Origin of the sequence: Streptomyces sp. NPDC014864, assembly GCF_043081525.1 — a bacterium.
Taxonomy (GTDB): Bacteria; Actinomycetota; Actinomycetes; order Streptomycetales; family Streptomycetaceae; genus Streptomyces.
The window spans coordinates 519417-532974 of the sequence record NZ_JBIBWT010000002.1; the positions used below are offsets into that span (position 1 = coordinate 519417).

Annotated in this window: 11 protein-coding genes and 1 pseudogene; 4 read left to right on the forward strand and 8 right to left on the reverse strand. The window is 69.7% G+C overall.

The genetic code is table 11. The features are described from left to right. Window positions 1-36: 36 nt before the first annotated feature. From ACF1A5_RS06380 to ACF1A5_RS06415, 8 genes and pseudogenes are all read right to left on the reverse strand, one after another. Window positions 37-873 (reverse strand): HAD-IIA family hydrolase, encoded by an 837-nt coding sequence (locus ACF1A5_RS06380; protein ID WP_392191661.1) that lies wholly within the window; start codon window positions 871-873, stop codon window positions 37-39. Continuing rightward, window positions 870-2279, reverse strand: coding sequence for an iron-containing alcohol dehydrogenase (locus tag ACF1A5_RS06385; protein ID WP_392191662.1), 1410 nt, complete (start codon window positions 2277-2279; stop codon window positions 870-872). The genes ACF1A5_RS06380 and ACF1A5_RS06385 overlap by 4 nt, the downstream gene beginning before the upstream one ends. Next, entirely contained in the window at window positions 2276-3745 is a 1470-nt protein-coding gene (locus ACF1A5_RS06390; RefSeq protein ID WP_392191663.1) for an FGGY-family carbohydrate kinase, read from the reverse strand. Before ACF1A5_RS06390 ends, ACF1A5_RS06385 begins: the two co-directional genes overlap by 4 nt. A gap of 80 nt (window positions 3746-3825) precedes the next feature. Next, window positions 3826-5247 (reverse strand): APC family permease, encoded by a 1422-nt coding sequence (locus tag ACF1A5_RS06395; protein WP_392191664.1) that lies wholly within the window; start codon window positions 5245-5247, stop codon window positions 3826-3828. A gap of 451 nt (window positions 5248-5698) precedes the next feature. Beyond that, a pseudogene (locus tag ACF1A5_RS06400) lies at window positions 5699-6688 on the reverse strand (TniB family NTP-binding protein); the annotation flags it as partial. A gap of 1095 nt (window positions 6689-7783) precedes the next feature. Next, window positions 7784-8023, reverse strand: a complete 240-nt coding sequence (locus ACF1A5_RS06405) for a hypothetical protein (protein WP_392191665.1) — start codon at window positions 8021-8023, stop codon at window positions 7784-7786. Further along, window positions 8020-8715 (reverse strand): AAA family ATPase, encoded by a 696-nt coding sequence (locus ACF1A5_RS06410; RefSeq protein ID WP_392191666.1) that lies wholly within the window; start codon window positions 8713-8715, stop codon window positions 8020-8022. The genes ACF1A5_RS06405 and ACF1A5_RS06410 overlap by 4 nt, the downstream gene beginning before the upstream one ends. Before the next feature lie 191 nt (window positions 8716-8906). Then, complete coding sequence (locus ACF1A5_RS06415; protein ID WP_392191667.1) at window positions 8907-9278, reverse strand: hypothetical protein; 372 nt, start codon at window positions 9276-9278, stop codon at window positions 8907-8909. A 175-nt stretch (window positions 9279-9453) separates the two neighbouring features. Here ACF1A5_RS06415 and ACF1A5_RS06420 point away from each other — a divergent pair, with 175 nt between their 5' ends. From ACF1A5_RS06420 to ACF1A5_RS06435, 4 genes are all read left to right on the forward strand, one after another. Then, window positions 9454-11619, forward strand: coding sequence for a DUF3289 family protein (locus ACF1A5_RS06420; protein ID WP_392191668.1), 2166 nt, complete (start codon window positions 9454-9456; stop codon window positions 11617-11619). A gap of 13 nt (window positions 11620-11632) precedes the next feature. Beyond that, on the forward strand, window positions 11633-12205 hold the full coding sequence (locus ACF1A5_RS06425) for a hypothetical protein (protein WP_392191669.1): 573 nt from the start codon (window positions 11633-11635) through the stop codon (window positions 12203-12205). 457 nt (window positions 12206-12662) lie between these two features. Beyond that, complete coding sequence (locus ACF1A5_RS06430) at window positions 12663-12869, forward strand: DUF6417 family protein (protein WP_392191670.1); 207 nt, start codon at window positions 12663-12665, stop codon at window positions 12867-12869. 152 nt (window positions 12870-13021) lie between these two features. Continuing rightward, the coding region (locus ACF1A5_RS06435) for a winged helix-turn-helix domain-containing protein (protein WP_392191671.1) at window positions 13022-13558 on the forward strand (537 nt) is incomplete at its 3' end.

The following is a 13558-nucleotide window of genomic DNA, read 5'->3' on the forward strand; positions in this document are numbered from 1 at the left end:
AGGAGTGGGAGCGGGGTGGGATGACAGGAACGGGGATCAGAGCAGGTCCCTCAGCGAGGACACGACGGCGTGGGGCCGAACGTCGGATCGTGCGAGGTCGGACGGCGTGGTGGCACCGCTGAGCACGAGAATTCCCGCCATGCCCGCCGTGTTGCCCATGGCGACATCGGTCGCCAGCCGGTCTCCGACCATCGCCGTCTCGGACGCGGGTACACCGAGCCGGTCGAGGAAGGCCCTGGCCATGTGGGAGCTCGGTTTGCCGACGATCGCCTCTGCGCGGGCCCCCGTGCACGCCTCGATGGCGGCGAGCATGGCGGCGCAGTCCGGGAGACCGCCGTCGGCGGTGGGGCAGTAGGGGTCGGGGTTGGTCGCGACGATCGCGGCGCCCGCCCGGACGGCGCGGTACGCGGCGTGCAGTTTCGCGTAGTCGAAGGTGCGGTCGAAGGAGACGACGACGATGTCGACGTCCTCGGGCTCGCAGCCCAAGGTGAATCCGGCGTCTACGAGAAGGGAGTCGACCAGGGGTTCGGCCACCGTGAGCACCCGGGCCTGCGGGTGGCGCTCCCGCAGGTAGAGCACAAGGGCGTCGAGGGCGGTGACGACGTCCTCGGCGCTTGTCGGGATGCCGAGCCGGGTCAGCTTGTCCGCATAGCCGTGGGCGAGGTCGAGGGGTTTGTTGGTGACGAAGACCACCCTGGCACCCTCGGCGCGCAGTCTGGCGATGGCCTCGTCCGCACCGGGCAGCAGGTGATCGTCCAGGTAGACCGTGCCGTCGAGGTCCAGGGCGTAGCCGGCGTAGCGGCGCGTCGACGGACGCAGGGCGGCCGCAGGGGCGGCAGCGGTGGCGACGGGCGCTGTGGCCGTCTCGTTCATCGTCCCGCCCCCAGCCCGTCGAGCTCGTCGAGGACGCTGTCGACGTCACCGTTGTTCCACAGCCCGAGCAGTTCCGCGAGGTCGGTCACGGTGAAGCGGTCCCGCATGCGGTGGCCGTTGGCGACGGCCCACGTCACCGTGGACGGGTCGTAGCCCTCACCCAACTGGGAGAAACGGACTGCGGCGCCGGCGCTGCGCATCGCCTCCACGAGGTCGGCTGGGGCGGCGAGCAGCGCGTCCAGGGAGGGTTGCAGGGCCGGCCACCGGCGGCGCAGATCCGCAAGCCGCGCGGGTTCCCTCGCGAGGGTGGCCAGCTTGCTCGCGTAGGCGCGCCAGCATTCCTGGGCGGTCGCCTCCCCGAGCGGTGCGAACACGCGCAGCACCCGCTCCCGGGCGTGGTCCTCGTCGGGCAGGCTCAGCGCGGGCAGCGGCCCTTCCCCGACCGTGGCGCGCAGGCGACGCCAGACGGTGGCTGCCACGAGCGTGGCAACGCCGACCTGCTGACCGTGCCAGGCGGCTTCCCGGCCGGAGGCCGTCAGCCGCATCTCGAGAAGGTGGGAGATCACATGCTCGGTGCCGGAGGACGGTGCTGTCGCACCGGCCAGCCCCATGGTGAGCCCGCTGATGGACAGCAGACGGGCCAGGTCCGCGAGGTCTTCGGGGCGGCGCTCGTCGAGGCGGGCCGCGATCTCGAGCAGCCGCGGTCCGTGCGGGCGGACGAGATCGACGAGTGCGGGGTTGTATGGGCGGCCGAGGCCGACAGCGTCGGCGAGCAGCCAGTCGGCCGGTGCGGTGAACATCGACAGCAGGTCGCCGACGCCGGCCCGGTTGAGCTCCCGGGGCGCTGCGGCAATGACGTCGGTGTCAGCGATCAGTGCGTCCGGCCATCGGCTGGGGGTGGTCCGCTTCGCTCCCGAGACCAGCAGCACGCTCTGGTCGTCGGTGAACCCGTTGACGCTGGCCGCGGTCTGCACCACGAGGTGGGGCAGGTCGTGGCGCTCGGCGACCACCTTGCCGATGTCGGCGAGAGTGCCTGAGCCGACGGTGACGAGCACGGCGGCCGGACCGACGTCCCGGCTGGCGGCATCGAGCGTCGCGGCGTCCGCGTGGACCCGGTCGGCGCCGCTGCGGAGGGTGACCAGGCGCATGGCCCCGCGCTCTGCGAGCGAGTCGAGCAGGCTCCGCTTGACCTCGCCGTTCGGGCCCGCGTAGGGGACGTTGTCGGCGAGGACGACGACGTCCCCGCGCCGGTCTGCCGCCAACTCGCCGACCAGGCGCGGGGCCTGGCCGAGCGCCCCCGGGCCGACGTACAGATGGCGCAACGCCAGCGAGGAGACGGGGGTGCCGGCGGCGGCAGCCACGTCCTCGAGTGATGGAAGGCGACGAGTGTCGCCGACGGTGGTCATGCGAGGGCTCCTTCCACGCCGTCGAACAGGGCGCGGTAGCGGGTATAGGACTCGGCGTACGCAACGGTGGCGGCGGGGTCGGGTGTGATGGGTTCGGGTGCCAGTTGCACGGCCTGCTCCACGGCGTCCTCGACGTCCCGGAAGACCCCGGAGGCGATGCCCGCCAGCATCGCCGCGCCGAGGGCGGTGCCCTCCTGGGAGAGGACCTGGCGCACCGGTCGGCCGAGGACGTCGGCCTTGATCCGGCACCAGAGGGGGCTGCGGCCGCCGCCGCCGACGATGCGGACCTCGTCTCCGGCCAGGCCCAGCGAGTCGAGCCGGTCGACGATGTCCCGCAGGGCGTAGGCGCAGCCCTCGAGCACGGCGCGGGCGAGGTGCGGGCGGCTGTGGTTCATGGACAGGCCGTTGAAGCTGCCGCGCATGCCGGCGTTCCAGCGCGGCGCCGTCGAGCCGGTCAGGGCCGGGACGAAGAGGACGCCGTCGCTGGCGGCGGGTGCCTCGGCGGCGAGTTCGAATACGGCCGACTGCGGCACGCTGAGCACGTTCGCGGCCAGCCACAGGGTGCTCCCGCCGGAGACGAAGCCCGGGTTCTCCACGAGGTAGATGTCGGCGACCGCGTGCCCGTGCGTCTCGACGAGGCGGCCGTCGTCGAAGACCAGCTCGCGGGCCGCTGCGGTGACCGGCTCGGCCGTGCCCGTGACGTCTGCGATGATGCCCGGCGCGACCACGCCTGCGGCCAGCGAGGCCGCGTGTTCGTCGCCCGTCCCCACGATGACCTCGCAGTCTCGTGGCAGCCCCAGGGCCTCGGCTGCGGAGGCGGTGAGCCGTCCCGCGATCCGGGTCGCGGGTGCGACCGCGGGCAGCATCGCCGGGTCGATGCCCGCTGCCTGGCACAGCTGCGGGTCGTAGTCGCCGGTCCGCAGGTCGTACAGCATGGTGGACGAGGCGTTCGCCGGGTCCTGCAGGCATGTGCCTGTGAGCCAGGCGAGCAGGTAGCCCCCGACGGGGAGGAGCCGGCGGGTCTCCCGCCACACCTGCGGCTCGTGGTCGCGTATCCACATCATCTTGGGGGCGCTGTGGGAGGCGTCGGCGTTCAGGCCCGTGGTCCTGAACAGCTGATCCTCGCCTGCCGCGGCCACGAGTGCCTCGGTCTGCGCCGTAGCACGGCGGTCGAGCCAGATGAGCGCGTCGCGCAGCGGTGCGCCGTCGGCGCCGACGGGCACGACGCCGTCGACCTGGCTGGCCAGGCCCAGCATGTCGACCCGGACCGAGCGTCCCTCGAGCAACTGCCGGACGACGAGGCTGAGGCCGGCCGTCCAGTCGGCGGGGCTCTGCTCGGCCCAGCAGCTCTGCGCGTGGCGCATCGTCAGTGGAGCACTGGCGACAGCCCTCGTACTGCCGGACTCGTCGAGAAGGACACCCTTGATGCTCTGCGAGCCGATGTCCACCCCGATCACGTAAGCCATATCGGCCTCCAAGTCTCCAGACGTCAGATGACTTTACATGGGGGGGTGCGGCACCAAGGCCGCGCCCCCTCCCGACAACCTCAGGGGGCGGTGGTGACCGAACCACTCGCCGCCTCGTGGGTGACGACGTGCCCTTCCTCCGCCTCTCCGGTCGCCATGACGGCGCCCGCGACTGCCAGCTTCTCCGGCTGGTGGCGGCCCAGCCAGATCGCGCCGGCGGCCACGACCGCCACCCAGGCCGCGATCAGCCAGGGGAACCAGGTGTACGGCGCGGTCGTCTGCTGCTGGACCTGGCCGACGAGCAGTCCCACCATCAGCAGGATCGCCAGGCCCGGAAGCACTCCATGGCGGACGAGGCGGAAGCCGCCTTCCTTGCGGAAGAAGCGCATGGTCGCGATGTTCGTCAGCACGTACACCGGCAGGATGCCCAGCGTGAGCAGGAAGCCGAGATATCCGTAGACGTTGGAGCCGCCCTCCGGGCTGCCGAGGCCTCCGGCGACCGCCCCCACGACCAGCGCGATGACGACGGAGAAGATGCCCTGGACCAGGACGGCGTACGTCGGGGTCTTCCGCTTGGGATCGACGTGGGCGAACAGCTTGGGCAGCATGCCCTCACGCCCCATGACGTGCAGAATCCGTACGACGCCGGTGTTGGAGTTGACCATGACGGCGAACATCGAAGAGACCGCGGCGAGAATGACGAGCAGCTTCGCCCACGGCGCGTACGTCGCGGCGAGATCGTTCCAGGGGGTCGAGGTGCCGTCGATCTTGTTGGCCGCACCCACGCCGACGCCGACGACCTCGGCCCACACGCAGAAGACGTAGATGGCGCCGACGAACAGCACGGACAGTCCTATCGCCTTCGGCACATTGCGGGCGGGCTTGCGCACCTCCTCGCCGAGCGTCGCCGCCGCCTCGAACCCGACGAAGCTCAGCGCGGCGAACACGAAACCGGTAACCAGACCGCCCACCCCGTGCGGCGACGCGCTCGGGGACAGCGGCTGAAGCGTGAGACCGTGCTTGCCGCCGTGCGCCACGACGATGACCGCCAGCGTCACGACGATGACGACCTCGGCAGTGAACAGCACCAGCGCGGTGCGCAGCGACGACTGGACACCTTCGAGTGCCAGGAAGATCATGAGCGCGGCCGGCACGAGGCCGATCGCCCACCACGGCACCGCGATGCCGAACTCGTCGCGCAGAGTGCTCTGCAGATACGATCCGACAAGGCCGACCTCGGCGGGCGGCAGCAGAGCGTAGGCGACGAACATCAGACCGCCGGTGACGAACCCGGACTTCGGGCCGATGCCACGCGTGACGTAGGTGTAGAACGCACCGGCGCTCGGGAGCCGCGAGGACATCTCCATGATGCCGCTGGCGGTGATCAGGATCGCCACCAGGCACAGGGCGTAGACCAGCGGGGTCGCCGCCCCGGAGAACGGCATCGAGAACTGCGGATTGAAGAACGTGGACACCGCCGGACCCATGATGGCCGCGGACATGACCACGGCACCACCAAGCCCGACAGCATTGCGACGCAGGCCTGAAGATTCTTGCGTCGCGCTCTCCTTGGACATCTCTGTCACGGACATTCCTCCTACGGTGGTACGGGCCAATCCCGCACACGGGCCATCCCGGCCGCGTCGGCGGTGCTCTGCGGATCGCCGCCGGTGCCGCGTAGCTAAGTCGTCAGACGTCTGCAGTGTCAAGGGTTGTGTCGGAACGGACTGCTGACGCTCGGAGGGGGGCTTGTTGGTGTACGGGGTGGCGGCTGGCCTGGTGTGTTGATGGTTCGTTGAGAGGCTGGGGGAGTGGTTTGGGCGGTGAGGTCAGGGTGTGTGAGCTGGGTTTGTGTCTTTTGCACTGAGTGGGGCCGGGCTCGTTGAAGCTAGCGCCAGCGTCGAAAGGTCGGGCGTGTATTTGTGCTGGTGAGGGCTGTTCTGCGTGCTCGGCGGGTGGGGTTAGTCGGCGGATTTGTGTGGGGCGGTTGTGTTGTTCGGCGAGGTGGTCGAGGCGGATGGTGTCGAGTGATTGCTTGGTGATGCGTTCGGTGCCGTCGCAGATGGCGGTGATGGCTGCTTGGCGGATGAGTCGGGTGAGGCTCCCGATGCGGCCGGCGGGGCGCTGGTGGAGGTTGGGGGCGCGGCGGGGGAGGGTGCCGGGTTTGTGGTGGGTGAGGGTGCCGAGTTTGTGGTGGGAGAGGTCGAGGGCGTTTTCGATGTCGGTGATGACATCGCGGAAGGGTTCACGTGATCCGTGGCGGGCGGGGAGGGGACGGCAGTCGATGAGGGTGGCGCGTCCGGCGAGTTGGGCGCCACGGGTGCCGGTGACCAGGGGGGTGTCGGGGAGGTTGATGCCGGCGCAGACGAAGGTCGCGGGGAGGCGTTCGGTGAGGTCTTTCAAGAGGTCGGCTGCTTGTGCGCCGGTGGTGGTGCGGGGGTTGAGGCGGTGGATTTCGTCGATGAGGACGAGTTGGATGCCGGCGTGGGTGTAGGTGTGGCAGACGGCGTCGGTGATCTGGGTCTGGGGCACGCGGGCGGTGGTGGGGATGCCGGGGTAGCGGGCGAATTCGGTGATGGGGGTTTTCGCGGTGGCGCCGGGCGGGACGAGGACGTACGCCACAGATACCGCGGTGTGGGCTGCTGTCCCGGGCAGCGTGGGGATTTTGCGGGTGTGGGCGAGGTGGCAGGCGCGGCCGACGTGGAGGAGGGCGGTGGTTTTGTCGGCTGCGGCGGGGCCGGTGACGATCAGCGAGGGCCGTGCGGTGGCCTGGTGGTGGCGGCCGAGGATCATCAGGGTGCGGACCTGGGTGGCGAGGGTGCTGATGGCGGGGGTACGGATGGTGACGAACGCGGAGTGGTAGGCGAGACGCTCTTCAGTGTTGCGGGGCGGGGCGGGCGGGTCGGTGGTGGCGAAGCGGTCCCAGCCCTGCCAGGTGGTCAGAGGCCAGGACGGCTCGGCCGCGCCGCCGCCCCCGTCGGCGGTGGTGCTGGCCGGTGCGGTGCTGTGGGGGCGGGGGTTCACCACCTGCCGGCTTCCTCGTATGCGTCGTAGAGCCCGAATCCCGTGTACGGGGTGGGGAGGCCGGTTCCGTCGTCTTCGGTGTCGGGGCGGTCGTTGAGGTCGTCGATGCTGTCGTCCTCGTCCGTGCAGGGCGAGGGTTCTGATGTGCTGCCAGGTGCGGTCGCTGAACGGCTGGTGGACGTGGTCGCGGTGGATCCACGGGATCTCGGTCAGCCGGCTGTCGGGCAGGCGGACCCAGATCTGGCGGATGTCGTGGGGGTCGTAGTGGATCTCCCATTTCCCTCCGCGGCCTGGGCCAGGCGCTCGTCCAGCGTGGCCAGCCGCCGGTGGGGGGTGCCGGGGCATGGTCCACGCGCAGGATGTCCGGCCAGGTGAGGCGGGCGGGGTGCGGGACGGCCATCTCCGCCAGCAGCAGGGCCGCGTCGACGGCCTTGGTCGCACTCGGGCACAGCACGGCGGCGAGGACTGTCGTCCTTCGGATTCGGGCTGATCGCGAACGCCACAGAGAACGCGGCGATCTCCCCGACGACGTAGGTGATGGCCAAGGCTTCACGACACCTTTAACCGCGGCGACCACGAACCGGACCGCGGCCGCCAGCTCGGCCCTTCTCGTGCCGGCTGCTCTGTAGCAACGAAGGTTGAGCGTGGTCACTGAAGATTGGTGACCAGGGGCAGTTCGTGCCACCGAAGTTTGAGGCGGCTCAGTGGTCCGGGAACGGTCCGGATCTTGGCCGCAGCCTCAACAGCGATGCCGTCGTTTGGAACACGACCCCACCGCGCGCTGCACCACCTCGCCGAGGACGCCCACCGGGAGTTCGTCTGCGTCGAGATGGCACGACGTCTGCGCGGACGGCCTCTCCGGGCATGCCTGGACTACGGAGGTTGGGACTTGAATGTGCGTCAGTCAGTCATGGTGGGCATGCCGTCCCGGTTCCCTGCGAGCGGAGCCGCAACGTGCTCCGCGCAGCGGTGGCCATGGCGCCTGTGGCCATGCTGGCTTGGAGCGCGTGATGGCTACGGGTTGTGTCTCAGCAGCCGCACACTCGCCGCACCGGCGCGCTTGAGCGCGGACAGCGGTTGTCCGAAGCAGTCATTGAGGGCACGCGCCACGGTGTGGTCCAATTCGATGATCACCTTGACGTAGCGGGTTTCCAGCGTCGTGACCGTGGTGGTGGTAGTGGTGTCGGTGGCGGGAGTGGTGCCGTCCGGCCGACGCCGCAGCGCGGCTCGATAGGCGTCCTTGCGCTGGTTCACACGGAGTCCTGACGGTTGATGAGTTCGTCGGCAAGGTCCATGTAGGCCGTTCCCTTCACCTCGACGGGGCTGCCGAAGGATTGGGAGTACAGGTCGAGCCGCGGGATGTGCGTGGACAACACGTCGAAACCCCGCTCGCTGAGGGCCTCGCGGGCGTCGGCATCGGGGCCGGTCCGCGTGGCGTCGGGACGATTGGTGCGGTTCAGCAAGACGGCTGCCCGGGCCGGATTGGTGCGCAGGGACTGCATGTCGTCCATTTCCCGGTCGATGGGGGCCATGCGGTCCAGCTCGATGGGAGCCGGGGTCACGGGCACGATCCACTCGCTCGCGTACCTCATGATGGACCGGGCGATGTGGGCGTGGTCCTCCATCTGCGGGGCGTCGAACACCACGGCCCGCCGGTTGTCGAGGAAGTCGTTCACCCGCTGGTGCACGTCGCCCACCGGCAGAGCGAGCACGGGAAACGGGAACCCGCCCGCTAGTTCGCTCCAGCGCAGCGCGGAGGACGCGGGGTCGCTGTCCACAAGCAACGGTGACAGGCCCGAGGCGTGCAGTGCGTGGGCCAACCAGACGGCGCTGGTCGTTTTCCCCACTCCGGGCTTGAGGTTCACGAATGCGTAGCTGTGCGGCACAGGAGCCGACGCTAACGGCCGCGGGCCTACGACTGCCACCGACGCGGAAACACCGTCCACAGTTCACCCAGCGGCACCGGTGAATCATTCCCGCGGGCTAACGCGAACCAGGTCCGAAAGCTGCTGACGCGCGCCAGCCCCGTGCCGGAAGCTCTGGCGGGCCGTCGATTCCACGCCCACGCGCGTCCCCTCGATGCGGGCATCGGCGTCAGTGCCGTCCTGACGGACCGCAGGATGCTGTCCGTGTGTCCTCAACCGGCCATCGACGACGCCAGTCGCGCACCATATGTGTCGATCATGCCCAGCTCCTGGATGACCAGGTAGTTGGGGATGATGCCGGGGGTGAAGAGGAAAGTCCCGAGGACGATCATCAGCAGCGGCTTGCCCGCCACCGTGCCCGGCCGCGACAGCCCGTATGCCAGGGCCACCGTGCAGAGCAGGCTGAGCGCCGTGCCGACCAGGGTGATGACGACGCTGACCACCGCGGCCCGCGTGACCACGCCGCCGGAGAGGACCACGTTGTAGGACTCGAAGGTCGGATTGCTCGGGAAGAGCACGTAGCCGACGTTGGCCGCGAGCTCCTCCTTGGTCGCCAGGCGGGTGCCCAGGCAGAGCAGGAACACAAGCGGAACAGGGCTTACCAATCTCCCAAACATCTCAATTTCGTCGCCACCGGACCTTGGGAACCATCCCCCACGTCTGCTAGCTTTCCCGTTCGATTCCGAACTGCCTTGGCACAGCGGCAGCTTCGAGACAACAGGCATGTCTTCAGACATGGCTTCAGACATGGGAGGACCCATGAACAGAAGCGCCGCCGTGCCACTCGGCGCGGCCTTACTCCTTCTCCTCGGCACGGCCGTGCCCGCCGCCGCGGGAACTCCCGGCGACGGCGCGGCCACCGACGGGGCGACGCTCTACCGCGACAACACGGTCGACGTCTCCTACCGCCAGGTCGCCCCCGGCGACGCGGCGTGGAGCCAGGTCCCGGCCGCCCTCCGCGGCAGAGCGACGGAGGGCTCGTACGTCGCCCGGCTCCAGCTCGAGAACGTCTCCGATCACCCCGTCTCCAAATGGTCGCTGACCTTCGAGCTCTCTGACCGCATCACGGACACCTCCGCCGCGAAGCTCGCCGCTCCCCAGGACGCGCGCACGACGCTCCAGGGCGTCGGCCCCACGAACACCCTCCAGCCGGGCAGGATCGAGACCGTCTGGTACCGCGCCGAGCCCGGTTCCGAGGTCGATACCCCGACCTGGGCGTCCTTCGCCACGCACGGCATCTCGCCGACGGAGGACACCGACGGCGACCGCCTCCCCGACGACCTGGAGGTGCGCGCCGGGCTCGACCCCAAGTCCGAGGACACCGACGGCGACGGCCTCTCCGACTTCGCCGAGCTCGGCTACGGCTTCAGCTCCCCATTCAAGGCCGACACCGACGGCGACGGCACCAAGGACGGCGCCGAGGACCCCGACAAGGACGGCCTCACGGCCGCCCGCGAGCTCAAGCTCCGTACCACGCCCACCCGCGCCGACACCGACCAGGACGGCCTCGCGGACGCCCGCGAGCTGAAGCTCCGCACGGATCCCACCAAGGCCGACACCGACGGCGACGGTGTCCAGGACGGCGAGGAGACGAGGCTCAACGCCTCCCCCCGCGCCAAGAACTCCGCCTTCGACGTGACCCGCCGCGCGGACGGCGGCGCCACCGCCGCCGAGGCCACGCTCAAAGGCCTGCGCGCCAAGCAGGTCGGCGGCTTCCAGGTCACCAGGCTCCCTGCCAACCAGCGGGAGTTCCCGAAGTCCACTCCGGGCTACCTCGGCAACGGCTTCCAGGTCTCCGCCCCCGCGCACGGCGCCGCAAGGCTCACCTTCCGCCTCGACCCCGACCGTATCGAGGGCACCGCACCGGCCCTCTACCGCTACGACGAGAAGGCCCGCCACCTCGTCAAGCAGTCGGGCCAGCAGCGCAGCGGCAGCACGATCACGGCCACCGCCACGGCCGACGGCTCCGCCAAGTACGTCGTCCTCGACAGCCACGCCTTCGACAAGGCAGGCCCCAAGGCCCCTGGCAAGCGAATCCTCGACGACGGCCCCGGCGACGGCGGAGACCCGGGTGACCCGCCCCCGACCGACATGCTGATCCACCAGTCGTCCTACCTCGAGGGCCACCGCAAGGCCCCCGACCCCCTGCACCCGCCCGTCCCGGCCGACCCGCGCGTCGCCGACGACCTCACCTTCAACGACTACAACTACGACAAACTCACCGACCTCGGCTGGGAGTTCTGGGACGCCGGCATCACGCCCGAGTCCTGGATGTGGGCCGAGTTCAACGACATCATGAACTTCGGCAAGCTCGGCGCCGACGCCGACAACGCCCAGTCCGTCGACGACCTCCGCAACACCTTCCGCTACGGCCGCGGCGGCCAGAGCGCGGGCACGGTCACCGTCGACGACAACTTCGACCCCGGCCGCTACCTCTACAGCGGCTCCGGCACGGCCCTCTCCCGCGCCGTCGGCGCCTCTCCGCAGGAGAAGGCGTACACCGACAAGGCCGGCCAGATCATCAAGCAGTCCCTCATCGACAACAAGGGCCGCACCGATCAGCTCAAGGTCCAGGAGGACCTCACCCAGAACTTCCTCTTCCAGGAGTTCCTCCGCCAGGACGTGAAGTACCCGGTGTACGACTTCTCGCTCTGGGACGGCAACCAGCGTGCCCTCTCCATCGCGATCCACCAGTTCCAAGGCCACACGATCGCGCTGAAGGACTACAAGGTCGAGGGGAACTCCTTCTCCGGCAAGCTCGTCTTCCACTCCTACGACCACTTCGGTCTCGACCCGGACGACGAGATCACGAACTACGGCTTCATCGACTGGTTTACGCTCCAGCACTATGACCGGTTCGACGGGAAGTACCCCCCGGCGATCGCGCAGGCGGACATCGAGATCCCCATCAGCGGCACGTTCTGACCTCGCCGACCTGATGCCCCACAGGCGATCGCCGGGCCGGGTCCTGGTCGTCACGCTGCTCGTGGTGACGGCCGGGTACCTGGCCTGGCGGGTCGCCGTCCTCGTGGGCCTGGAGGCCCACTTCGGCAGCGGCCTGGACGAGCAGCGCTTCAACCGGCTGCAGCAGGAGTACGACCGCCGCGAGGACGCCTTCGCCCGGGCCGACGCCCGGATGCGGAAGCTGATCGCGGAACACCCCCGCGCCGTACGCATCGACTGGAGCGGCTACCGGACTTGCGTCCGCGAGCCCGGCCGCCCCTCCGACACGTGCACGACGACGCCCCCGCGCGACCAGAAGGTGTACGACGCCCTCTGGGGCGTCAGCGTGATCCTCTACCAGTCCAAGGACGAGGGCCGCACGTTCTACCGCTTCTACCACGAGGACCCCCCGCGCTACACGATCATGCGCGCCCCCGAGGACACCGCGGAGGAGGCCGAGGAGTACGCGGACGCCCACGGCTTCCGCTCCACCCGCCCCCTCGGGCCCGGCTGGACGATTCTCGGCCCGATCGACGACATCGGCCGCGAGGAGAAGCAGTTCCCGTAGGAGGGCTCGCGGAACGCTTCGCAGGGAAGCAGCAGGCACGGGAGGAGACCCCCACCCCCGTGAACACGTTACTGATCTCCGCCGACCGTGTCATCGCAGGCCCCGCGGACCCGGTGAACCGCCGACGGCGCCGTGCTCGTCGACGAGAGCACCGGCGCCGTACCCGGAGAAGCCCGACCGGTGATTCGGATGGGGGGCGCGACGGGAATGCGGGCTGGGCCGCCGTGTTTGTAGACGGCGTGGTGGTGAAGGGACAGTGTCCCCGGCCTCACCTATTGCCTGCAGGGACGATCGTTCGGCTGAAGCCATGCATAGCCTTTCGCCGCGAAGGCGACCGCCCTTCACGATCACACTTCTCTGACGGGTCAGCCCCGGTGGTGAACATGCCACCGGGGCTGACCCGTGTCCGCGCTGGTGTCGGCGTGACCGTGGGTGCAGCAAAGGCGTTGCCACAGTCGTGGACAGCAATGAGGACCTGGAACTGGACGAGATCGACTTCGCTTCGCTGGAGGGGGTCGGTGAGAGGCTGCCGCTGCTGACTCTGGACGAGGCACACAACCTGCTGGACTGGCTGCGGGACGTCGTCACCGACGGCGGGCCGCATGCGCCTGCGGCCGGGCGCTGGGTCAAGGAGCTCGCGGCGCGCATCCCGTCACGGCAGTGAGCACCGCCGCCGGGCGGTACTGGCGCGGCTAAGAGGTCGCGCGGATAGGCGGCTGCTCGGGCGGCGTTGAGGGCGTGTACTCCCGTTACTGACCTTCAAAGGGTGGTGTCGTAGGGGCTGACGTCTCTTGATCCCTGCGGTATGCCGAGCGCATGAGGTATGCGCAAGGGGGCGGACTGACCGACGAACGGCGGGCCTTCCGTGAGCAGTTGAGGTTGGAGGCGGCCGAGCGGTTCCGGCAGGGCGACGAGAACACGGCTATCGCTCACGACCTGCGGGTCAGCATCCGGTCGGTACAGCGTTGGCGCAGAGCCTGGTCGCAGAACGGGCCCCGGGCCCTGGCCTCGAAGGGCCCGGCATCGCTGCCGCTGCTCAGTGACGAACTGTTCGCCGTGCTGGAGCGGGAGCTGGCCAAGGGGCCGGTGGCACACGGCTGGCCGGACCAGACCTGGACCCTGTCGCGGATCAAGACGCTGATCGGGCGCCGCTTCCACAAGAGCTACACCGTGCAAGGGGTGGCCGCCCTGCTCAAGCGGCACGGCTGGAGCTGCCAGGTCCCCGCCCGACGTGCGATCGAGCGGGACGAGGCCGCGGTGGCCGGCTGGGTGAAGGAGACCTGGCCGAGCGTGGAAGGACCGTGGCGGCGCTCGGGGCCTGGCTCGTCATCGAGGACGAGGCCGGATTCTCGA

What these genes read in the sequence shown, in the direction of transcription:
- ACF1A5_RS06380 (WP_392191661.1), bottom strand. Translation starts at nt 873, where the DNA reads ATGAACGAGACGGCCACAGCGCCCGTCGCCACCGCTGCCGCCCCTGCG.
- ACF1A5_RS06420 (WP_392191668.1), top strand. Translation starts at nt 9,454, where the DNA reads ATGAACAGAAGCGCCGCCGTGCCACTCGGCGCGGCCTTACTCCTTCTC.
- ACF1A5_RS06425 (WP_392191669.1), top strand. Translation starts at nt 11,633, where the DNA reads ATGCCCCACAGGCGATCGCCGGGCCGGGTCCTGGTCGTCACGCTGCTC.
- ACF1A5_RS06390 (WP_392191663.1), bottom strand. Translation starts at nt 3,745, where the DNA reads ATGGCTTACGTGATCGGGGTGGACATCGGCTCGCAGAGCATCAAGGGT.
- ACF1A5_RS06385 (WP_392191662.1), bottom strand. Translation starts at nt 2,279, where the DNA reads ATGACCACCGTCGGCGACACTCGTCGCCTTCCATCACTCGAGGACGTG.
- ACF1A5_RS06395 (WP_392191664.1), bottom strand. Translation starts at nt 5,247, where the DNA reads ATGTCCGCGGCCATCATGGGTCCGGCGGTGTCCACGTTCTTCAATCCG.